Raw genomic sequence first — 23,858 nt, forward strand, 5'->3', positions numbered from 1 at the left:
CGGAACATTTCAGGCTCTTCACAGGTCTAATTTTGCAGGAGAACTTATTAAAAAGAAATACAATGAAAACGCTTCTGATTTTTTCGATGTTGAACAGTTTTTTTCAGCCCGATACCAATAGTAGTACACCCATTACCAAAGAATATCTCAATTATTCTATTATAAAGGATGATAAAACCATTGGTAATATCCGTGTGGAACGCTCTTCGAAAGACGATGTTACCCAATATCTTTTTGAATCCCGGGCTAAAGTTAAAATCCTCTACAATATTGAAATCTACGACAAAATGGATGTCATTTTTAAACAGAATATCCTCCGCCAGGCTAAACTTTACAGGACAATGAACGGAAAGCTAAAAGTGAATAATGCTGCTACCTGGAACGGAAATTCTTACAATCTCTCGGACAAGGATGGCGACAACGGTTCTCTGAAACAATCCATTTTTTGCTCCACGGCAAGTCTGTATTTTAATGAGCCGGGAAATATAAAATCTGTTTTTTCAGAGAAATTCCAAAAAATGATTCCTATTCAGAAGATTGATTCCAGAAAATACAGGATCAGTCTGCCGAACGGAAACACCACAACATACACATACAGCAGCGGAATCTGCACTTTGGTTGAAGCCAGCACGGATTTCGCAAACCTTAAATTTGTCCTTAATACAAGCAGATAAAACCCGCTGATATGTACCATAGCTATGATAAAATTCGTTTTAGTTTAAACTTAAAAAAAGAGTAGGGCAGAAATATTGTTGCCGTTTTTAGTTTTTTCAGATAAAAGCATAAAGTTCCATTAAAACTCTAATGGAACTTTTGCATTTGTGAACTGCTGCATTCATCTTAATCCGTGCTTTTCTCAGAAAATTATTGAGAATATACCTGAGCAGGTTCCACATCCCATATGTTGTTTTTACGGACTGATATATGGGGTTTTTCCATTGGTTTGTCGTAGAATTACGACAATTTTTCAGATAATATCTAATTCATTTGTCCGTGATTTTATTATGTGATAAATTTCAAAACCAAACTACCGAAAACTTATGAAAAAAAGCCAAATTGACCCAACACCGCTGCTGATAAGCAGTTAAGCCGAGTTTTACAGAATATAAAACTCTTACCGAACCATCTCAAAACACTATAAAGATTCTTGCAAAGGAGGCTAATGCATGAAATCTGTTGTTTTACGAGCAGAATGGTCTCATTGTTCTCAGGAAGAAATTCCGGTCCACATCCACACTACCGAAAAAAAGTATACCATGTTTCAGGAAGAAAAGAATCTGTCCAAGAAGGGACTAGATTCATCTAAAATAGATTTAGCCGGCACTATCGGGGAAGCGGCGAACATCAAAGACTCAAAAAAAGCAGTCTCCCGGATCAAAACCGTAAGTGATACCGCACAGAGCTTTATGAACCAGCCTTTGCTGAAAAATACCCCCACGGTTATCGAAAATAAAGTATGGGCGAAGCAGCCCACTTCAAATATCTTCAACGCCGAAGCCATCCCGGAAAGTGCTATTGCAGGAATAAACAGGGTGGTAAAACTTGAAATTTTCGTTGAAGGGAAACCCATCAGATTTTTCAAGCATTTTAAACTTACCCAAAGTGCTGTCAGGCACCATGAGTTTAACCTCACATTAGCCCACGACACACTGGGAAGCGCAGAAAACCATAACCTGGAAGAAGCGCAGAGCTTTCTGGGGAAAAGGATTACCGTGGTGTTCAAATATAAAGATGTAGAAGACGGCCCGGAAAGAAATTTCGTCGGCGTGATTACCGAAGTGGGATTTGATCAGGATAAAGGAAGCCTGGGAAATATCATTCTCACAGGGTACAGTCCTACCAAGCTGCTGGATTCTGCTCCGCATACCCAAAGCTTTGGAGGAAAGCAGGAAATAAGCCTTAATAATATTGCTGACCACGTGATTAAAGAAGGTCTGGGGGCCAGCAAATTTGATGTAAGGGTAGACGCACAGTACGGAAATGTTTCCTACAGTTCCCAGTATGACGAAACCCATTATAACTATCTCTCAAGAATAGCAGAGGCGTATGGAGAACAGTTTTTCTATGACGGAGAAGTCCTGCACTTCGGAAAACTGCCGCCCCAGCAGAAACCTGTTAAGCTCACTTACGGAAGCAATGTGGCCGATGTAAAGATCAAAATGAAGGCCCAGCATGTGAAACCGTGCTATTATGGCTACAACAGCAGTAAAAACGAAAAGCTGACCACAGGGAATTCAAAGATAAACCATACCTCGGATATTGCCAGACGGGCTTATGAGATTTCAGAAAAGACATTCATTACTCCATCCCTGAGTATAGCCCCTATAAAAGCTTCCAAAGTAATGGATATCGATGCTTCACAAAAAGGAGCTGCAGGCAGTAATTCGGTTGATGTGTTCACAACTTCCGGCACCACTTCTGTTCCTTTTTTATATCCGGGCTGTACCGCAGATATAGAGATGCGTAAGCCGGACAGCAATGAAACTTCCTACTTTACAAAGCTCATGATGACGGAAGTAAGCCACGAGGTAGATGCCCGTGGATATTACACCGGATCTTTTGAAGCCATTGCAGCTGATACGGGATTTATGCCAAGGCCAGAATTTCAGTACCCTAAAGCGGAACCCCAGTTCGGGAAAGTGATTTCCAATACCGATCCGCTAAATCAGGGACGCGTTCAGGTACAGTTCGACTGGCAGAATGGCCCCGATACCACAGAATTTATCCGCGTGATGACTCCCGATGGCGGAAGCAGTGAAAAAGTAAGTAAAAACCGTGGATTCATGGCTATTCCTGAAGTAGATGACCAGATTATGGTCAATTTTGTTCACCAACATCCGGACCGTCCTTTCGTGATGGGCGGAATGTTCCATGGCGGAGCAGGAGGCGGAGGCGGCCAGGGCAATAACATCAAAAGCCTCAGCAGCAAAAGCGGGCATACCGTAAGCCTTGACGATGCAGGCGCTATCACCATAAAAGATAAATCAGGAGGGAATATCATCACCGTGGATGGGACCAATACCATTTCCGCCGTGGCCAGTAAGAAAATATCTCTGGACAACGGAAAATCATCCATTGTAATTGATGATGAAACCATTACCATTCACGCTAAAAATATTCATGTGGTGGGAGATACCATTGTTTCTGTAGGAAGCGGTAAAGCAGGAATAGAACTCAGTTCAGAAGCGAATGTGGCAGCCGTAAGCGGTACCACCGTCACCACCTCCGGAAGCAAGGAAGTCCAGATCACCGGAAAAGAGACAAGCATCAGCGGAAGCAAGGTTTCCATGAACGGAGACGGTGAAACAATTATTACAGGAGGACTGGTAAAACTGAATTCTTAATTATGGACACCTCTTCAATAGCACAGGAATATTATAAACTCAGGGATCTCTGGGCTGCTGCAGAAAAAGATCAGTCCTGGAGGCTGGCGGTCTGGGTAACCCAGTATGCCGATGTAGAAATCATTGATAAATTCATGCAGATCGAGCAATCCCCTGTAGGAGAAGCCAACGATATTTTTTTCCGTTTCGAAACGGAATATAAAGGAGACAGGCAGGTGTTTGAACAACAATTATGGAACGAATTCCTGATGTGGTTTACACCGCATCCGGATAAAGAAAAAGACCTTCACCGGGCCCTTTGGGAAAATAATATGATCAGAGAACAGTTTATTCCCGACAGTCAGCTGCCACCCGATGCCGCCAGCCTGTTCAGCGAACTGGAACGCCTTAAGATGAGCATAACGGATCAGTCCGGACCGTTTTATTTCTGTCTGTATTTTCCTCTGGCCGTGCAGACCCAACAAAATATAGCCCACTGGTTTCAGCAGGTCATAGGAATACTTCCGGATAGCCTGCGTCTGGTGACGATGGATCTTGCAGAGGAAAGACGTATCGAGCTCCAGGGGAAAAAAGATGGTGAGTCTCTGTATCATTATTTAAAGCCAAAGCTGAAAATGGCTGAAGCCATTAAAAATGAAATGTATAAATCCAGTGACAGCTATAATACTGTAGATCCAGATGCCAGGTTCAGAAAGCAGGTCATTGTGGTCATGGATTCTACAACCAAAAAAGTACAAAACCGGACAGATACGGAAGTGAAACGCCTTCTGGATATTACAAAGGAAATCGGGACCATATCCTCTAAAATTGCGGGGCTGCTGGTAGCGTCCCAAGCCTATTTTTCGGTACAGAATACCAAAAAAAGCGAAAAATATACCGATAAAGCCTTAGAAGAATCTTCAAAAGCGATGGCAGAGGATGATGCAACAGGATATCCGGTCTGGAAATCCTGTATGCTCTTAAAAGCAGCGCTGTTGTATGGAAATAAAAACCGGGATGCTGCTTTACTGATTTACCAGGATCTTTCAGAAAAGGCCTCCCAACGGCAGGATGTATATTATATCATGGAGGCCAACAGGCTGATAGCCCATATTTATTACGAAAAAAATAATCTGCAGAAAGCTTTTGAAAATGTATTGTTTTCCCTGGCAGCAGGAGCGTATTTAGAGATCAGCGTAAGAAGACAGTCTACTTTTTTGCATGCAGCCTTTATGGCTCTTTATTTAGGAAAGCAGATCAAAACGGCAGATGAAGTAAACGAAATTAAACTGCAGCTGGCAGATTGGTTAGGAGATGATTGGGAAATCTTATTGGCGCAGGCTGGCGTAGATTCAGCTTCGTTAAAAATGGAACAATCGGTTTGGAAAGAGCAATTATCAAAACTTAAAAACTAGCCTATGTCAGATCTCGTAGGAAAAGTAGTAACCTCACCCGCGCCGCGGAAAGGCTTTGGTGAACTTTTTGGGGAAGCCAAAAACAAATTGGACCATTTACAGAAAGATATGGCCAGTATCTTACCTGCTATGCCGGGAATGCCGGTCGGGAAGTATTTTGACCTGGCCATCGGTATCGATTTCCACGAAACCATATTTCCGCCAATGCCGCTGTTACCCGTACCTCATATCGGGATGGTTTTCGATATTATGAGTGCCATTATGAACGCTATTTCAAGTGTTCTTCCGGAGCCTCCGGCTCCTCCCGCAGATGGTTCCCCGCCACCGACAAGCTTAGCTTCTATCTGTACCGCTATTGTCAACGGGATGAAACCGTCAGTACAGGTTCACGGGCAGTGGGTAGCCAATGCAGGAACCGGAATTCAGCACTTACCCGGAATTTTTCTGCATATTCCGTTTCCTATTGTAAAACCTATCGCAAGTTCCGAAATGTTTTTGGGAAGCTCTACGGTTTTAGCAGACGGCGGGCCGTGCAGTACCCAGTTTCACCTGGCGTTATCCTGCAATTTAATAGGAATTCCGGCCCCTTTCCGTATTACAAAACCCAAACCGAAAGTAGCTTTAATGGCGCCAACCTCCATGCTTCTGATTATAACATCAGCGGGAAAACCCGTACTGGCAGGAGGCCCACCTACCATTGATCTCTTTCAGCTGGCCATGAGCCTGGGATTGAAAGGAATGGGGAAATTATGGAAAAAAGGAGGGGACAAGCTGCAGGATTTCATTCACAGGATTGAGCCTAATAAACCGAAGCTGGCCAAGGTTTTACAGCCTGTAAAATGCCGCTTATTCGGTGAGCCTGTAGATGCTGCTACCGGAAGGGTATATTCTACAAACACAGATATTGAACTTCCGGGACCTATCCCTTTCGTTTGGCAGCGGACCTATTACAGTGATGCTGAAACAAACGGGCCTTTAGGCTACAACTGGCATCACAGCTATAATATGGGCCTTTATGATTTAGGGAATGAATTTGCGTCCTTACGTTTATCAGACGGCCGGGAAACCGTGGTTCCGTTACTTGGTTCCGGTGAAAAATATTTTAACAGGACAGAACAGCTAACCTTTACTAAAGATAAAAAGGGATATCTGCTAACAGACGCTAACAAATTACAATACAGATTCAACGGAGCACGAAATCAGGAGGGCTATAAAATGCTTTCTTCGATAGCTACTCCAGACGGATTTGAAATGGCTTTTGAATACCATTCCAACGGCGATTTAAAATACATAAAAGACAGCACGGGCAGGATCATCAGGATAGAAAATGATTCCGAACACCGCATTACCCGCTTATATACCGTTTCCGGGAACCGCGAGATCACTTATATCCGTTACTGGTATGATGAATCGGGCAATATGGTATACAACAAAGATGTGATAGGGGCAGAAAAGCATTTTCGCTATAATGGTCATTTGCTCGTACAGCTCACCAACCAGACCGGCCAGAATTTCTACTGGGAATATGAAGGCGCAGGCGATGAAGCCAGATGCATACATACCTGGGGTGATGGCGGTATACTGGAATATTTTACAGAATATCATCCCGGGCAAACCATCACGAGAAACAGTCTGGGCTATACCACAGAATACTTTTATGATGACCGTAAGCTGATTTACAAAATAATAGATGAAAACGGCGGAGTTACCCATCAGAAATACAATCAGTGCCAGGAACTTGAACTGATCATAAATGCCGAAGGTTTAACAAAGAAATTCCTGTACACTGAAAACGGCTTATTAAAATCCAGTGAAAACGAAAACAATGGCCAAACTCAATTTCAGTATGATGATGCGTTTAATTTAACCAAATTAACCAGTCCCGGAGGTGCGGAAATAGAGTGGACCTATGATGAATTCAACCGGATCATACAGAAGAAGCTGCCTTCAGGTGAGAAGCTGTATTATCAGTATGAGGACAGGTTCCTGAGAAAAATTACGGATGATAAGAATCGTGCGGTCCATTTTTTTTATGACCAGTCCAATCATCTCATACAGATCATCTATCCCAATGAAACTTACAGCAAATGGGAGTATGATGAAATGGGGAATGTAACGAGTGAGCGTGATCCAAGGGGAAATCTAACCTATTATAAATATGATGATGCCGGAAACGTCATCTATCTAAAAGAACCGGATGGAAACGAGCATTATTTTGAATATGATACCTCTTACAACATCATCCATGCGAAGGACGACCTGCATGATGTACGGTTTAAATATGGCAGCCTGGGTATTTTACTGAGCCGGACACAAAATAGCCGTACCGTGAAATTCGGGTACGATACAGAGCTCCAGCTGAAAAGCATCAGCAATGAAAAAGAAGAAGTATACCGTTTTGCCCTTGATGGAAAAGGAGATGTGATTAACGAATGGGGATTTGACGGGCTGCACCGCCAGTACGAAAGAGATGCCATCGGAAGAGTAAAAAAAGTGATACGGCCTGACAACCGCTGGACAGAATATGATTATGATGGCATCGGAAATGTGATAGCCGAACAGCACAATGACCTTTCATTTGCAGGATATCATTACAATAAAGACGGCCTGTTAACCGGAGCTTTAAACCAGGATATCACGATAAAAATACAGCGCGGAAAGGACGGCCGAATTATTAAAGAACAGCAGGGACAGCACTGGGTGAGTAAAACAGCAGACAAAGAAAATAACTCCTTAGTGACCCGGAGTTCTTTAGGAGCCGATATCACCAGCCAGCACGATCATTTCGGGCAACTGGCACAAATGGAAAGCGGAAGCTGGAAAGCTCAATGGCAATATGATGCCACAGGCCTGGAAATACAACGGGAACTGACCGGAGGCATCAGCCAGATCACGGAGCATGACCAACAGGGAAGGGTAATACGCCGGAGCATCAGCAATCATAATGTTGAGAAAAACCGTACCCGCTATATGTGGGGAACCGCCAACAGGCTGCTGAAGACCGTTAATGAAATTACAGGAGCCAGCGCCAGCTTTAGTTATGATGCCTGGGACAATCTGGTGAGTGGTACCTACCAGAACCGCCAGCAGGTGGAAACCATCTACAAAGCCCCGGATGCTATAGGAAACCTCTTTGAAACACCGGATCATACGGACCGTACCTACGGAGCCGGAGGAAAGCTGCTGAAAGACATCCGCTACAATTACTATTATGATGCAGAAGGAAACCTTATATTTAAAGAGTTCAGGAAAAGCACCCAGGCGGCTGCAGTACCTTCTTCCACGGTAGAGCATAAATACGGAATCAGTCTCATGGGAAGCGGCGTAGGCTGGCAGTATGAATGGAAAGGAAACGGAATGCTTGCTAAGGTGATATTGCCGCAGGGAAGTGAAATTGCTTTCTCATACGATCCGCTGGGACGGCGTATTGCCAAACAGCATAAAAATAAAGTTACCCGCTGGGTATGGGATGGAAATGTCCCTTTACATGAATGGCAGTATGAAGGTGAATTTCCTCCGTCCTTACATATTGATGCCGAAAATAATATAGAAGAAATCCCTGAATCTGCAGAAAATGTAATAACTTGGCTGTACCAGGAGGGAAGCTTTGTGCCATGCGGGAAAACTATTGGAGAAGAACAGTTTAGCATTATCAGCGACTATCTGGGAACCCCAACCCATGCCTATGACAGCAATGGATCTTTAGTCTGGGAAAGGGAGCTGGATATTTACGGAAAGGCTAGAAAAGGGAATAATGATTTTGTACCGTTTCTGTATCAGGGGCAATATGTGGATGCAGAAACAGGGCTTGCTTATAACCGTTTCCGGTATTATGATAATGAAAGTGGAAGCTATATAAGCCAGGACCCGATAGGGCTAAATGGAGGAATGGTTTTGTATGGGTATGTTCATGATACTAACTATTGGGTGGATATATACGGATGGCATGGAAATGAATTAGGTAATATCTCTGATAGTATTTTATATGATATAAAAATCAATGGAACTCAATTTAAATATGGTATTGCCAATGCCAATGCCAACAGGGTAACAAAAACTGATATTTCCGTAATAAGACCGAATGGAAGTGTTACTGTTATTCCGGCGGGGACCCCGACGCGTTTATCATCTCAATTGAGGAAAGCATATTCTAATTATGATGATGTGAAGTTGGATACCCAGTTTCATTCTTCTATCAGTACGGCGGATATGAGAGAAATAGAAAATAGAGCTATACTTGCGCATTTGGATGCTACTGGCAAAATTCCATCGGGTAACAGGGCTCATGCACATCTTGGCCCTCTTGCGGATGATTTTAATGGAGTTCACGATTTGAAAAAAGACTTAAAAATGAAGGACAATAAGGTAAATGTACATCACTAATATTAATAAAATAAATGGAAAAGTTTGAAATAAGAACTATGGTTAAAAAAGAGGAAATAGATACTACTCCTAAAATTTCACATAAGGTAAGGGAATATGTATGGAATTATATCTATGAGAATCTGTTGAAAGGTAAAAAAGTAATGACAGACGAAAAATCCAATTACAGGCTTACTTTCGATCTGAAAAAATTTGATCCTGAAAAGCATAAATTTTTTACAGATTCCCCTTTTAATACTGATGATGATAAGTTTAGACCTGAACCGAAATTCAACAAACAGGGAGATTTAAAATTTGCATTGCTAAGTGTGGTTTCTACAAAACTAGGTGATTCCATAACTCCCCGTTTATATGCTGATCTGATCTATGATGCATTAGGCTCATTTTTGATTCTTATTTCAAAAAAAATTACAAAAGAAGAGTTAGATGAGTTGAAAAAAAGGATGAATTATGAAGAAATAGAAAGTTATCCCTATCCCGCTAGTACGGAAGAAATCAAATTGTTTACTTATTAACAGCAGGCTTAAGATGGAATATAATTTTAATGAACTGCTTCTGCCGGATGATATATTTGAAATAGTTCAGGAAGAAGGGTTTTGGGAAACAGATGAATATGCACCTTTCTTTATTGAAATAAATTTTGTTGAGGGAGATACCGAAGAAGGAGATTTTTTATTTTCGGTTCAGTTTGATCCGGGATCTTCTGAATTTGAACAATCAAATATATTTATTTCATCGAGGGGGTATGAACAGAATGGATACGGATGGGCTGAATTCCTGGCCACGGAGCTTCAAAGATGCAGTCCCCAAACGTTTGAATCTTTAGAATTCGATCCTGAGGCCGAAACCTGCAGCATAGCCACGGTTTCTAAAGATGCATTTCACGTCATGTTAGAATGCCTTCAAAATATTTTCAGAAACATCAGGATAAGCCAAAATTAGGTTGATTTTAAAACATTTGAATCATTATATTTTCGGCGAGGTCGCAGACCTCGCCGAAAATATAATCTACCCCATAATCAACCGTTCAAAAGAAAAATCAGCTTCACGCATTTCCACCTCATTTTTATTCGATGCAAACTGGGCTTCTGAGGCATATACAAACATTTCTTTTTCATAGCTTTCAATAGCATCGTTCAGTGTTTTGTGATTTCCGGCAGTCAGCTGTTCAGATAAAATCAGCGCATCCTTTAATCCGGTATTAACACCCTGGCCGGCAAAAGGAGGCATCATATGAGCAGCATCCCCAACCAATGTGATTGGAAATGGACGGGAACCGTTCCACGACTGTTTCAGCGGAAATTTTCTTGTCGGAAGACACCAGAAATTAGATGTAGAATGAAGTAATACCTTAAAACGGTCATCCCAATCTGTAAATCTGCTTAAAAAAAAATCACGGATAAGAAGCGTATCACGGCATTCCGGAACCTGTATATCATTTGGACTTTCAGGCCTTTTCAAAATAACACCGTAAGTCATAGTACCGTTATTGCAGGGATTTACGACAATTAAATTACCACGATAGGCAGCCATATTAGAGATAAAATAACTAATGGCAGAAGAACTGATCTGCAGATTGCTCATGGCACTCGAAAAACGCAATGAAAAGCATCTTTATCCCCTAAATGTTCAGGATGTGGAAACTAAACAGATCTTTGGCGACAGCCTGTTTAGTTATTTTCTAAATACCAGGAATTATCTTCAAAGAACACACCGGAATAAATCCTAAAAAATACAGCCTGGCGGATCTCAGGAAGAGCACAACCAAATAACCTGAATCTGGAGATATTTCTATTTTTAAGAAATTTTATCATCAGATTTTGAAACCTTTGTCTAAATAGGAATGTCTGTCAGTAACTTCCAGCCTCCATCTTCCATCTTCCAACTCTTAAATAATCAGCTTAAATAATTTCCTGTTAATTTTTCCAAACACTCAATAAAAATCCTTTATTTAACGATAAAACTTGAGTATTTTTGGAGCGCTAAATGCCAAAATAAAATGAAAATTAAAACTCCTCTTTATATGGGGCTCATGATCGGAGCTGCTTCCATTCCTGTTTCCGCACAGACCCCGGCACAGATAAATACTGAAATTGCTAAAGTAGAAGCCGGATTAATGCCAGCCGTTCGTTTTCAGGGTGAACCGTTATGGACCCTAAAATCCAGGATGAAATATTACAATATTCCCGGAGTCAGCATTGCAGTAATCAAAAACTCGAAAGTAATCTGGACTAAGACGTATGGATATGCAGATGTAGAATCCAAAACGCCGGTGAATTCCGAAACATTATTCCAGGCCGCCTCCATGAGTAAGCCGGTAAGTGCGTATGCAGCCTTTAAAGAAGTGGAAGCCGGGAAAATTAATCCCGATGCAGATGTCAACTCCTATCTGAAATCCTGGAAAATTCCTGAAAATGAATTGACAAAAGAAAAAAATGTCAGTCTCAGAAATATACTGAGCCATACCGCAGGCCTCACGGTGAGCGGATTTCCCGGTTATGAAGCCGGAAAACCGATTCCTACATTGGTTCAGGTGCTGAACGGGCAGGCTCCCTCTAATTCTCCCGCAGTTTTTGTAGACAAAACACCCGGAAAATCATTCCGGTACGCCGGAGGAGGGTATTGTGTGATGCAGCAGATACTCATCGATGTGGAAGGAAAAGACTTTACCACCATCATGAAAGACAATGTGCTTACCCCTCTCGGGATGAAAAACAGTACCTTTTCACAGCCTCTGCCTCAGGCACAGGTACAATACGCTGCAACAGCATATAACGAAGAGGGAAAAAGAGTTCCCGGAAGGTATCATACCTATCCCGAGCAGGCAGCCGCAGGTTTATGGACCACAGCCGAAGACCTGGCTAAATTTGTAATTGATGTCCAGAATACCCTGAATGGTAAAAGCTCAGCCATTATTTCACAAAAGACAGCGCAGGAATTTACAACTCCTTATGTTGACACATTCATTGGACAGGGTGTCTTTCTCGAAGACAGGAAAGGACAGGACTATTTTCAGCACGGCGGCTGGAACGAAGGCTTTTCCAGCAGATTCATAGCCGGTAAAACAAGCGGTGATGGAATTGTGGTGTTAACGAATACCAATAAACCGGCTTTTATAGAAGAGCTCATCCGTTCTGTAGCGGAAGTCTATCACTGGACAGGATATAATTCTCCGGCTCCCAAAATAATTCCTTTAAATAAGGAGGATTTTGAAAATATTGGCAGATACGCTAATGAAAATTATGGTCTTTTCAGGATTTACCGTGAAAAAAATAAGCTGATGACGGTGAATAATGCAGAAGACCCTATGGAACTTATAAAAGTAGCAAAAGACCGGTATGCAGTCCGCGAATGGGAATTCCAGCTTTATACCGTGAAAAATGAGAAGACAGGAAAGAAGGAGCTTGTTCAGATTCTTCCCAACGATAAAATCCGGTCGCAGGGAGCATTGTTAAGTGATAACGAAAAAACTCCTCTGGAAATGGTTTTGGATGGGAATTTCGAACAGGGACTGGAAGCCTATAAAAATGCTAAGATCAAAGATAGCAACCACCGTCTTCTTTCCGAGGATTACCTGAACCATGTGGGGTATCTGATGCTTGGAAGAAAAGACTTTACAAAAGCAATTGATGTTTTCCGGGTGAATGTAATGCTGTACCCAAAAAGAGAGAATGTTTACAATGCGCTGGGAGAAGCTTATCTGAAGGCAGGGCAAAAAGATAAGGCCCGCGAAAATTATCAGAAAGTTCTGGAAATAAACCCCAAAAGCGAACATGCGGCAAAGGTTTTAAAAACATTATAAGCAGAGAACTGTCTTCAAATATTGGAGGCAGTTTTCTTTTAATCCTGCCGTGATTGGATAACAATGACCGATTTTTCGGGATTGGAAGCTGTTTTTATAGGTATTGCATACTTTTTTTAATATCAGTTATTGAATAAATTGGCCATTTTTTAAATAAAATGACTGGTATAGTAATATTTTTTTTAAAAATTGATTTATAAGTATATATGTGTGGTATGTGACCATAAAATGATTAAAAAATAAATGTTTTTCGGAATTTTGTAAGTATTTTTGATGTTGCCAAAAATATTTATAAACCTACCAAGACGATTCATTCTATGATCTTAATTGTTGATGATAACGAAAGCAATCTTTATTCACTGAAAAAGCTGCTGGAATCTAAAGATTTCCAGGTAGATACAGCGAATTCCGGAGAAGAGGCACTAGGAAAAGCCATAAAAAATAATTATGCACTGATTATTCTCGATGTGCAGATGCCCGGAATGGATGGGTTTGAAGTGGCTGAAACATTAGCCGATTACAGCAAAACCAAAGAAGTTCCCATTATATTTTTATCGGCCGTCAATACCGAAAAAAAATTCATTACCAGAGGATATGCTTCCGGGGGAAAAGATTATGTCACCAAGCCGGTAGATCCTGAAATTTTACTGTTGAAAGTGAAGACTTTTTACAACCTTCAGGAACAGAACCTGGCTATGAAAAAGACACAGGAGAGCCTGGAACTGGAGGTTAAAGGCAGACGGGAATCCCAGGTGACTATGAAATCCCAGATCGATCATTTTCAATTGATGCTGGAGTCCCTGCCACAGATTGCATTCACGCTTAATGAAGAAGGAAATATAGAATTTGTAAATCAGAAATGGTTCAAATATGCAGATTCAAATCTGGATTTTCCTGAAGTTCACGAGGATGATCTCAATATCAGGGAAGAATTTGAGCGCTGTATGAAAAAAAATAAAGCACTTGAGATGGAAGTCCGGATCAAAAATAAAGACTCCGGAGATTACCGCTATCATCTGTTGCGGATAACCCCTGTGAATGATGAAAACGGCATTAAAAACTGGGTGGGAACCTTTACCGATATTGACGATCAGAAAAAAGTGGAAAAAGAAAAGGATGAATTCCTCAGTATTGCCAGTCATGAGCTGAAAACCCCACTAACGAGTATAAAAGCATATGTTCAGTTACTTGACCGTAAACTAAAACTGGATAAGCAAAGTGCCGAAGCAGGTTTTATGACCAAAGTTCAGGATCAGATCGAAAAACTGAATACCCTTATTACCGATCTGCTGGATGTTTCCAAAATAGAAAACGGAAAACTGAAGATCAGCAAAAAACCGGTCATTCTTGAAAATGTAATCAGCAATGCCGTTGAAACCATTATACAGACTCATGATGAAAACAAAGTGAAGATAGACCGTCACGGAGTAAAACCGGATATTCTTGTTCCTATAGACGAAATCCGTATAGAACAGGTCCTGATCAATTTCCTCACCAATGCCATAAAATATTCCCCTCAGAACAATCAGGTGATTGTTACCACTTTTGTAGATGAAGAAGAGCAGGAAGTAAGAGTCAACGTTACGGACTTCGGAATAGGCATTCCCGACTTCAAGCAGGACGCAGTGTTCCGTAAATTCTACCGTGTGGAAGAATCGTCGCTGCAGTTCCAGGGGATGGGAATCGGGCTGTTTATCTGCTCGGAAATCATCAAGCAGCACCACGGAACCATTGGAGTATCCAGTAAAGTAGACGAAGGCTCTACCTTCTTTTTCACCTTACCTTTAAATTAAACGCATGCCGAAAAATATAATCAGAAACCTGCAGTTTGGAGTTGGTATATCTCTGCTCATCCTTATTGCAAGCTCAGTAGCCTCCTACCTGAGTATCCAGAACCAGATGAATCACAGAGAAAGCGTGGGCAAAAGCAGACGTGCAGTAACGGCGGTAAAAGATGTTCTTGTTGCCCTGCTGGATGCAGAAACCGGAAACAGAGGGTATCAGCTTACCGGAAGAGAGAGCTTTCTGGAACCTTATAACAGGAGTTTAAGTGAATTTTCAAAAGCAATAGAGCGTGCAAAATCCCTAGATATTACAGATAAAAAGCAGCTGGATCGTTTACATGTTCTGGAAAAAAACGTTAATGACAATATTGAAAACCTGAAAAGTTTTGTTCAGAACAGACGGAATGGTCAGGTGATGACTCAGGAGCAGATCCTGTTGAGTAAAAGTTATATGGACAAATGCCGTCAGATCGTCCACGATTTTGTACAGTATGAAGACAGCCAGCTTGAAATTAAAAATAGAGATCTCAACCGCTCATCCGGGACAACCGTTCTGTTTATTGTGATTTCTGCCCTGGCAGCAGTGGTGGTTACCATATTTTTTTACTTTAAGTTAAGAGCAGACCTGATCCGCAGGGATAAACTGGAAAAAGACCTGAGAAATAAAGATCTGGAAATCAGCAGACGGGTAAGCGCTATCCAGCAGATTGCAAACAGAGTGGCCAACGGTGATTACAGCCAGAGGGCAGTGGATCATGCACAGGATGACCTTGGGGACCTGGTAGATTCTTTAAACCATATGACGGATTCTCTGAAGAAATCTTTTGACAAGATCAATAAAAGCGACTGGCGCCAGAAAGGCCTCGCTTTGCTGAATGAATCTTTGGTAGGAAATAAATCCGTAGCGGAAGTTTCCGATAAATCTTTATACCAGCTTATTGAATACGGGAAATGCATCAATGGTGCTATATACCTGTATGATGAAGGAGTATTAAAATTAAGTACAGCGCTAGGCCTTGAAAGTACGATGAAAAAAACTTTCGAGCCGGGAGAAGGTATGGTTGGACAGGTTTTCAGCAGCGAAAAAATACAGGTGTATAACAACCTTAATGAGGATGATTTTGTGGTAAGTTTTGCCAGCAGCAGAATAAAAATAAACGGAATTCTCCTCGTGCCCATCCATGCGGACGGGCACTGCATTGGTGTTTTTGAACTGGGATCTGCTTCAGATTTTGACGAAGACAGGATCGGTTATTTCACTGAATCCAGCAGGAATATCGGAATTGCATTAAATGCAGCAAAAGGACGTGAAAAAGAACAGCAGTTACTCGAAGAAACCCAGGCCCAGTCGGAAGAATTACAGGTACAGCACTCAGAACTGGAAAACCTGAATACCGAACTTGAAGCACAGACCCAAAAGCTTCAGGCCTCCGAAGAAGAGCTGAAAGTGCAGCAGGAAGAGTTGATGCAGGCTAATGCCGAACTGGAAGAACGCTCAAGAATGCTGGAAGAAAGAAACCATCTGATTGCCCAGCGAAACGGCGAGATCCAGAAAAAAGTGGAGGAGCTTGCCTTAAGCACCAAGTATAAATCTGAATTCCTGGCCAATATGTCCCACGAGCTCAGAACCCCATTGAATTCAATCCTTCTTCTGTCAAGATTAATGGCCGAAAACCCGGATGAAAACCTCAATGAAGACCAGATAGAATCAGCAAAAGTGATTCAGAGCTCAGGAAGCAGCCTGCTGACGCTGATTGATGAAATCCTTGATCTTGCTAAAATAGAATCCGGAAAAATGACCCTGGAGTATCAGGATGTTGCGGTGAATGATGTGGTCAGGGATTTGAGAAGCCTCTTTAACCCGATTATGCAGGAAAAACAGATCAGATTTGATATCCATGTAGAGGAAGAGGTGGAAAAATCCATTGAAACGGACAGGCTTCGTGTAGATCAGGTATTGCGTAACCTTTTGTCCAATGCCATTAAATTTACATCAGAAGGAAGCATCAGTTTAAACATTAAAAAAGATTCGGAAAACAAAGATTTCATTGTGTTCAGTGTAAAAGATACAGGAATCGGGATTCCGGAAGAAAAGCAGGCGATTATCTTTGAAGCCTTCCAGCAGGCAGACGGATCTACGCGCCGCAGGTTCGGAGGTACCGGGCTGGGACTTTCCATCAGCCGTGAAATTGCAAGACTGCTCGGAGGAGAATTATCCCTGAAAAGCAAGGTAAATGAAGGAAGCGAATTCAGCCTGACCATTCCTGTAACGGCAGTCCCTGAAGTCATTCAGCCTGAAAATGACCAGCATCTTGTAGAAACCATCCGTGAAGATGTGGAACAGATTCAGAATATTCTGGAAGATGCGGAAACTGTAGTTCCGGTAGAAATTCTTGCCATTCCGGAAGCCGTGGAAGATGACCGGGACGGAATTACCGCGGAAGATAAAGTGATCCTGATTGTGGAAGACGATATTAATTTTGCAAAAGCGCTTCTTAAATATGCCCGCATGAACCAATACAAAGGAGTGGTTGTGGTAAGGGGAGATTACGCCCTGTCTGCAGCGGTTCAGTATCATCCGCAGGCTGTTTTGCTGGACGTTCAGCTTCCGGTGAAAGACGGCTGGCAGGTGATGGATGAGCTTAAATCCAATGCGGCAACCAGACATATTCCGGTTCATATGATGTCTGTACTTCAGGTGGAACGGGAAAGCCTTATGAAAGGAGCTATTGATTTCATTAATAAGCCCATGGCCCTAGATAAAATGACGGATGTATTCAAAAAGATTGAAGACGCCCTTCAAAAATCTCCGCAAAAGGTTTTAATTGTTGAAAATAATGCCAAGCATGCCAGTGCCTTAGCCTATTTCCTGAGTAATTTCAACATTTCCTTATCCGTAGAAAATAATGTGGAAGACAGCGTTAAAGCACTTAAGACACAGGACTGCGTTATTCTGGATATCGGAGCTTCAAAAGGAAACGAATACCAGATCATAGAATCCATTAAAAGCTATGAAGGCCTGGAAAACCTGCCGATCATTATATTTTCAGAGCACAGTTTATCCAAATCTGAAGAGCTGAAGATCAGACAGTATGCAGACTCCATCGTGGTAAAAACCGCTCATTCTTACGAAAGGATTTTAGATGAAGTAGGTTTATTCTTACATTTGGTGGAAGAAAAAAACAACGCTGTGGAAACCGCAAGGAACAAAGTCCTAGGATCTTTAACAGAAGTTTTAAGCGGGAAAAAAATACTTATTACTGATGATGATGTCCGTAATATTTTCTCCCTGACGAAAGCTTTGGAAAAATATAAAGTAGAAGTAGTGGTGGCCATGGACGGAAAACATGCCCTTCAGCAGATTAAAGAGCACAGCGATATAGATGTTATTCTGATGGATATGATGATGCCTGAAATGGATGGCTATGAAACCATCAGGGAGATCAGAAAAATGCCTGTGTTTACAAAACTTCCCATTATTGCCATTACCGCAAAATCCATGATCGGAGACCGCGAAAAATGCATTGTGGCAGGAGCGTCGGATTATATTTCAAAACCTGTAGATATTGACCAGTTGCTTTCTTTACTGAGGGTTTGGCTATACGAAAGTTAAAATGATGAAAAAGAAAATTTTAATTGTGGACGATGATCCGCGTAATATATTTGCTCTGAAGCTTACCCTGAAATCCCGCGGATATCAGATTGAAAGTTGCATCAGCGCCCAGGTAGCTATTAATATTTTAAAAGAACAGGAAATAGATATTGTCCTGATGGATATGATGATGCCTGAAATGGATGGGTATGAAGCCATTAAAATCATAAGAAATACGCCGGGAATAAGCGAAGTTCCTGTTATTGCCGTTACTGCTCAGGCTATGCCTGAAGACCGTCAGAAATGTCTGGATGTGGGAGCTCAGGACTATATTTCAAAGCCTGTGGATGTGGATCAGTTAATGATAGCGATCGAAAAACTTTCCTAGATGTTAGAACCCAGTATCGTAAAAGATGAAGAAGTAGAATACCTGATAAAAGATGTTTATGAGATGTACGGCTATGACTTTTCAGAGTACAGCAGGGCTTCTTTTAAACGCCGGGTCAACAGAATCTGCCTCATCGACAGGTTTACGAGTTTTGCAGAGCTCCGGTATACCATCATCAACGATCCCGAATATCTGAAACGCTTTGTGGAAGAGATCACGGTGAATGTTACGGAAATGTTCCGGGACCCGCTTTTCTTTAAAAAACTCAGGGAGAAAATCCTGCCGCAGCTGGGAACCTATCCGCTGATCAGGATCTGGGTGGCGGGCTGCTCTACAGGTGAAGAAGCCTATTCAATGGCCATATTACTAAAGGAAGCCAACCTGTACCACAAATCTTTGATCTATGGTACAGACCTGAATCCCTCCGTCCTGGAAACTGCAAGATCGGGTGTTTTCCCTTTGCAGCAAATGAAACTTTATTCTGAGAATTATATTTTATCCGGAGGTAAAAAAGACTTCTCGGATTACTATACTGCAAACTATGACAGTGTGAGATTCGATAAAAGCCTGCAGGAAAAACTGATATTATCTACCCATAATCTGGTTTCAGACAGTTCTTTCAACAGTTTCCAGCTGATTATCTGCAGAAATGTCCTGATTTACTTTGACCGGGACCTGCAGGAACGTGTCTTTAAACTTTTCGACAGCAGCCTTGAAAATCTGGGGTATCTCGCTTTAGGTTCGAAAGAAACGCTGAGATTCTCAAAACTGGACAAGGTGTATCATCAGGTTGATGACCAGCGGATCTGGAAAAAAACGGAACATAACTAATACATGATCATGGAAGCAAAAAAAACGGACACCGAATTAGTCGTGATAGGAGGATCTGCGGGAAGCCTGCAGGTGATCCTGGAAATGCTGAAGAAATTAAAAACCGAACTGCATTTTCCCATTGTTCTGGTCGTTCATCGTAAGGCGTCCTCTACTAATATTCTGCAGACCTTACTGCAGCAGTTTGTAGCGATGGAGGTCATAGAAATTGATGACAAAACGGAAATTGAAAACAGCAAAGTCTATATCGTTCCGGCAGATTATCACCTGCTTTTTGAAAATAAAAAAATGATGTCGCTGGATTTTTCAGAGAAGATGAACTATTCAAGACCTTCCATTGATGTCACATTCAATTCTGCAGCTGAGGTTTATGGCGAAAAGCTGGTGGGGATTTTACTTTCCGGCGCCAATGCAGACGGGGTGGAAGGTTTGGGATGCATAAAAAAGAACAAAGGAAAAGTATGGATCCAGGAACCAGGCACCGCTGAGGTAGATTATATGCCCAGACATGCTGTAGAAGAAGTAAGTTATGATCTGATCATCACGCCGGATAACCTGGCAGACCATATCAATCAATTATAAGTAAGAAATAAAGAACAACCCTAAGATTTAATTAATTAGAACTACTATGAGTGCAAAGAAAATTTTGATTTTTGATGATGATACAACTATTTTAGAGGTAATTACCATCATTTTCGAAGAGAATGGTTATCAGGTCGAAATTTCGGAAACGTCTCATGACATACTGGAGAAAGTAGCAAGCTTCCAGCCCGATGTTATCCTGATGGACAACTGGATTCCAAAGATTGGCGGGGTAGAGGCCACCAAACTCTTAAAAAGTCATGAAGAATTCAAGTCCATCCCTGTAATTTATGTAACGGCTAACAACGATATTGTGCGGCTGGCAGAAGAAGCTCAGGCTGATGATTTTGTCGCAAAACCATTCAATCTGGATGATCTTGAAGATAAAGTAGCTAAGTATCTTAAAGATTAACCCGGGTTCAATCGCAATATATTCTAAAAAAATCCTTACGCTTGGTAAGGATTTTTTGTTTGATAGTCATTTAGTTTTTGATCACTTTCCTGGTAAGCACTCCTTTTTCTGTATTGATTTTCAGATAATAAACACCTGAGGCTTCAGAATGAATATCAATCTTAATATGCCCGGAATTATGGTTTTCTTTCCGGATCAATCTTCCTTGAGTGTCATATATTTCAACTGAATTCATTTTAAATTCAGAATCTATCCGGATATCTCCTTTGGTTGGATTGGGATACACTGAAACGGATTCCGGAGCTGATGCAGTTGCATTTTCAACATTGGCCAGAACAGCAGTATTACAGGTATCAGTAACGGTACAATTTGTATATCCATATTGGCTGACAAGCGACTGTATAGCAGAGACCTGACTGGTATCACAGCAGATATACTGAAGATCCGGATGACTGGCAAATGAAGCGGTTTCCTGCTGCCCGTTTTTCAGGTACAGCTTATTTAATATACTCGGAAAATAGATCTGCTCGCTTAAATAATTAGAGAAATACGTATTATCCAGATTTAAGGTTTCCAAATTGTTTAATTGGGAAACGTCCAGAGAAAAAAGATGGTTGCCTACACAGGTGATATTTTTCACAAGAGGGCAGTTCTGAAAACTCAGTTCAGATAAATTGCTGGCAATACACTGTACTTTATCCAGCACCGGACAGTTGGAGAGTTTGTAATATTCGGTATTGATTTCTGCTCTGTAGTCATGATATTTTCCGGAATCTACAATCGTAAGCAGAGGACAGTTTTTAATATCAATAGATTTAACATGAAAACCATAAAGGTTTACAGATTCCAGATGAATGAGCCCGTCAATATTTACTCTTCCTAAAGTACCAAAATGAGAAGTAACAATACCGGAATAATCTCCGTTAAAAGTTTTCAAATTCGTCAGTTTATTGATGCCTGCAGTCGTATTGAATGTTTGATTAGCATCAGTAAGTATTCCTCCCTGGTGAATATAAATATCTCCTATTTCGTTGGCTTCTGCCTGGCTTATTTCTCCATCCTGATTGGTGTCAATACTTGTCGAAACACTGCCGTTCACATTTTTCAGGGTCCAGGTATTGGAAACCGAATCGGTGAAAGGATAAATCAACATATTTTTAAAACTGCTGTCAAATCCCGATAATGCTCCGTTACACATGGCTTGAACCACAGGTCCTGTTGAAGGCAGGACATCATTTTCATTCTTACAGATGGAGGTAAGAGATAGGTTGTTATCCACCTGCAGAGAAAGCAGATGATGATTAAGCCTGTCCTGAAAATCTAATGAAGAAAGCTGGTTATAGCTGCAGTCTAAATTTGAAATATATTTATTTTTGACATCTAAACCTGTAAGCAGGTTATGGCTTAGATTATAGTTATAAAATGTATACGTATTATAAAACTCTCCGTCTCCAATAGGCAGTGCCACATTAGTAAGATTATTGTAAGAACAGTCCAGATCCAGATCCGAAAAACTGCTTATGTCCAAATCTGACAGATTGTTATGGCTGCAGTCTAATTTCTGCAGATACGAAAAACTTGTAATACCCGTCAGGGAAGCGATATTCGCATTAGAAACATTGAGTTCTTTTACGGCTTCCGCTTCTGAAACCTGGATTTCCCCGTCTCCATTGGTGTCGACGGCAAAAAAATTACCGTTGAAATCTTTTGCTATGGTATTTCCGGAAGAGGAAGAAAGAAGTTTTGCTTTAAAGTTTGTATCCGTAATAGGGGCAACCTGAGCATTCATTCCCAGCGATACAGCCAGGAAGACGAAAAATAATGGTGTTTTCATTTTTTGTGTTTTCTTGAGGACAAATCTAAAAATTTGTAATCAGAAAAAAAATACTCAACTAGTAAATGTTAATGTTTTACGAGTAAGTGTTTAGTTTTGGAATATGTTTGAAGGAAATCACTGTAATAATGATAATAATTTCACGTTTAAATTATTCTTCTGATAGTCGGCTGACTTAATTCTTCATAATGCTCTATTCTTTCCTGAAGATTTTCCGCAGTATATTTCCCAGTGTTGATTTCAGTCATCATGGCAGATAAAAACAATTTAAGCTGCGGATGAGATAAAATTTTATAGCTGAAAGTAGGGGCAATAATGGTCTTTTTAGACACAATATTTTGTGCAAAAGTATATTCACCTTCCAGATCCATACTGAAACCAAACTGGTTGGTTATACCTGCGGACAGGTACCGGTGGATCAGGTCCATATTTTGTAACATATTTTCCATCTGGTGTATTTTTATGATATACAATAATATTCATGCCATACTTTCTGTTTTATTTGTTTTTTTTAATTGATAATCAGTAAGAAAAAAGCTGCGATTCGTTTCAAAATAAATATTACCTTGTTGTTTATTAAAATCACAGGCTTTGGCCTGCATTCAATCTTCTTATGTTAACAGATATTATTGCTAAACACCTCACCGTAATTTTCTGCGGAATCAATCCCGGATTAAAATCTGCTGAAGACGGACATCATTTTTCAGGACGCAGCAACCGCTTTTGGAAAGTCCTGCACCAGGCCGGTTTTACCCCTTATCAGATAGCAGCTGTGGACGACAGGACTCTTTTGAATTTCGGATATGGCCTCACCACCGCAGTCGCGAGACCCACCTCGCGTGCCGATGAGCTCTCAAAGGATGAGTTCGATGATGCCCTGGAGCTTTTTAAAATAAAAATTACGGAATTCCAGCCCCGGTATATTGTATTTCTCGGCAAGGCTGCTTATCAGGCCTTTTCCGGGAAAAAACAGATCTCGTGGGGAAAACAGCCTGAGGATTTTTGCGGTTCTGCAGTGTGGGTATTGCCCAATACCAGCGGTTTAAACCGTGGTTTCACATTAGATGCGTTGGTGGAATCCTATAAAGTATTTTAAACTGAGATTCATAAATAACAGGAGAAAATATAGTCTCATTCTGAAACAGCACTGATTGTTTTTTATTGATGTAATAGCCAGGTAATAGGTAATTTTTTGGAAGAAAAGAACAGAATACACAAATTTACCGGGAAAAAACACAATGGAAAATAATGATTTTAATTTCCCGGGCATGACAAAGAAAGAACTGCTGCTCAAAATGGGAGATGAGTTCAATTTTTACCCGGATAATATCTGGATCTACTTATACAAAATCGGATTTTTTGGAAGGAAGACATATCTTGTTATTACGTTCGAAAATAACATTTGCGTAAAGGTTCAGACAAAAAAGACGTACGGAAAGATCGACAGGTCCAGATTGTAATATAAATTTGTTCTGACCTGCAGACAAACATGTAGGATAAAAGTCTTCAAAT

Annotated in this window: 18 protein-coding genes; 15 read left to right on the top strand and 3 right to left on the bottom strand. The window is 41.1% G+C overall.

Annotated elements, in window-relative coordinates; all coding sequences use genetic code 11:
* The first annotated feature begins 62 nt into the window (after window positions 1-62).
* From B7E04_RS11775 to B7E04_RS11800, 6 genes are all read left to right on the top strand, one after another.
* Window positions 63-674 (top strand): DUF6134 family protein, encoded by a 612-nt coding sequence (locus B7E04_RS11775; RefSeq protein ID WP_080778834.1) that lies wholly within the window; start codon window positions 63-65, stop codon window positions 672-674.
* A 582-nt stretch (window positions 675-1,256) separates the two neighbouring features.
* Window positions 1,257-3,344, top strand: a complete 2,088-nt coding sequence (locus B7E04_RS11780; RefSeq protein ID WP_080780668.1) for a type VI secretion system Vgr family protein — start codon at window positions 1,257-1,259, stop codon at window positions 3,342-3,344.
* Between the two features lie 2 nt (window positions 3,345-3,346).
* A complete protein-coding gene (locus tag B7E04_RS11785) occupies window positions 3,347-4,738 on the top strand; it encodes a tetratricopeptide repeat protein (RefSeq protein ID WP_080778835.1) in 1,392 nt (463 codons plus the stop codon).
* 3 nt (window positions 4,739-4,741) lie between these two features.
* Window positions 4,742-9,121: a DUF6531 domain-containing protein gene (locus tag B7E04_RS11790; RefSeq protein ID WP_080778836.1), complete on the top strand. Its 4,380-nt coding sequence runs from the start codon at window positions 4,742-4,744 to the stop codon at window positions 9,119-9,121.
* Window positions 9,122-9,135: 14 nt separating this feature from the next.
* The gene (locus B7E04_RS11795) at window positions 9,136-9,636 is read left to right on the top strand and encodes a hypothetical protein (RefSeq protein ID WP_080778837.1); all 501 of its coding nucleotides are present in this window, start codon (window positions 9,136-9,138) and stop codon (window positions 9,634-9,636) included.
* 13 nt (window positions 9,637-9,649) lie between these two features.
* On the top strand, window positions 9,650-10,063 hold the full coding sequence (locus B7E04_RS11800) for an Imm51 family immunity protein (RefSeq protein ID WP_080778838.1): 414 nt from the start codon (window positions 9,650-9,652) through the stop codon (window positions 10,061-10,063).
* A gap of 66 nt (window positions 10,064-10,129) precedes the next feature.
* On the opposite strand, the gene B7E04_RS11805 is transcribed toward B7E04_RS11800, so the two are convergent.
* On the bottom strand, window positions 10,130-10,723 hold the full coding sequence (locus tag B7E04_RS11805; RefSeq protein ID WP_139785388.1) for an FAD-dependent oxidoreductase: 594 nt from the start codon (window positions 10,721-10,723) through the stop codon (window positions 10,130-10,132).
* Window positions 10,724-11,120: 397 nt separating this feature from the next.
* Between B7E04_RS11805 and B7E04_RS11810 the strand changes: the two genes are divergently transcribed.
* From B7E04_RS11810 to B7E04_RS11840, 7 genes are all read left to right on the top strand, one after another.
* Entirely contained in the window at window positions 11,121-12,923 is a 1,803-nt protein-coding gene (locus B7E04_RS11810) for a serine hydrolase (protein WP_080778840.1), read from the top strand.
* Between the two features lie 317 nt (window positions 12,924-13,240).
* Window positions 13,241-14,716 (top strand): hybrid sensor histidine kinase/response regulator, encoded by a 1,476-nt coding sequence (locus B7E04_RS11815; protein WP_080778841.1) that lies wholly within the window; start codon window positions 13,241-13,243, stop codon window positions 14,714-14,716.
* 4 nt (window positions 14,717-14,720) lie between these two features.
* Window positions 14,721-18,320, top strand: coding sequence for a response regulator (locus B7E04_RS11820; protein WP_080778842.1), 3,600 nt, complete (start codon window positions 14,721-14,723; stop codon window positions 18,318-18,320).
* Between the two features lie 4 nt (window positions 18,321-18,324).
* Window positions 18,325-18,687: a response regulator gene (locus tag B7E04_RS11825; RefSeq protein ID WP_317043796.1), complete on the top strand. Its 363-nt coding sequence runs from the start codon at window positions 18,325-18,327 to the stop codon at window positions 18,685-18,687.
* On the top strand, window positions 18,688-19,518 hold the full coding sequence (locus B7E04_RS11830; RefSeq protein WP_062652376.1) for a CheR family methyltransferase: 831 nt from the start codon (window positions 18,688-18,690) through the stop codon (window positions 19,516-19,518). It begins immediately after the preceding gene.
* A gap of 9 nt (window positions 19,519-19,527) precedes the next feature.
* On the top strand, window positions 19,528-20,100 hold the full coding sequence (locus B7E04_RS11835; RefSeq protein ID WP_139785389.1) for a chemotaxis protein CheB: 573 nt from the start codon (window positions 19,528-19,530) through the stop codon (window positions 20,098-20,100).
* Between the two features lie 46 nt (window positions 20,101-20,146).
* A complete protein-coding gene (locus tag B7E04_RS11840) occupies window positions 20,147-20,512 on the top strand; it encodes a response regulator (protein WP_080778845.1) in 366 nt (121 codons plus the stop codon).
* Between the two features lie 70 nt (window positions 20,513-20,582).
* On the opposite strand, the gene B7E04_RS11845 is transcribed toward B7E04_RS11840, so the two are convergent.
* Window positions 20,583-22,346: a T9SS type A sorting domain-containing protein gene (locus B7E04_RS11845; protein ID WP_080778846.1), complete on the bottom strand. Its 1,764-nt coding sequence runs from the start codon at window positions 22,344-22,346 to the stop codon at window positions 20,583-20,585.
* A 146-nt stretch (window positions 22,347-22,492) separates the two neighbouring features.
* Window positions 22,493-22,795 carry a hypothetical protein gene (locus B7E04_RS11850; protein WP_080778847.1) on the bottom strand — a complete coding sequence of 101 codons (303 nt, stop codon included), beginning with the start codon at window positions 22,793-22,795 and terminating at the stop codon, window positions 22,493-22,495.
* A 164-nt stretch (window positions 22,796-22,959) separates the two neighbouring features.
* Between B7E04_RS11850 and mug the strand changes: the two genes are divergently transcribed.
* The gene (gene mug, locus B7E04_RS11855) at window positions 22,960-23,442 is read left to right on the top strand and encodes a G/U mismatch-specific DNA glycosylase (protein ID WP_080778848.1); all 483 of its coding nucleotides are present in this window, start codon (window positions 22,960-22,962) and stop codon (window positions 23,440-23,442) included.
* 172 nt (window positions 23,443-23,614) lie between these two features.
* Window positions 23,615-23,806: a hypothetical protein gene (locus B7E04_RS11860; RefSeq protein ID WP_228439909.1), complete on the top strand. Its 192-nt coding sequence runs from the start codon at window positions 23,615-23,617 to the stop codon at window positions 23,804-23,806.
* The last annotated feature ends 52 nt before the right edge of the window (window positions 23,807-23,858 follow it).

The sequence above is a fragment of the Chryseobacterium phocaeense genome, from assembly GCF_900169075.1.
Taxonomy (GTDB): Bacteria; Bacteroidota; Bacteroidia; order Flavobacteriales; family Weeksellaceae; genus Chryseobacterium; species Chryseobacterium phocaeense.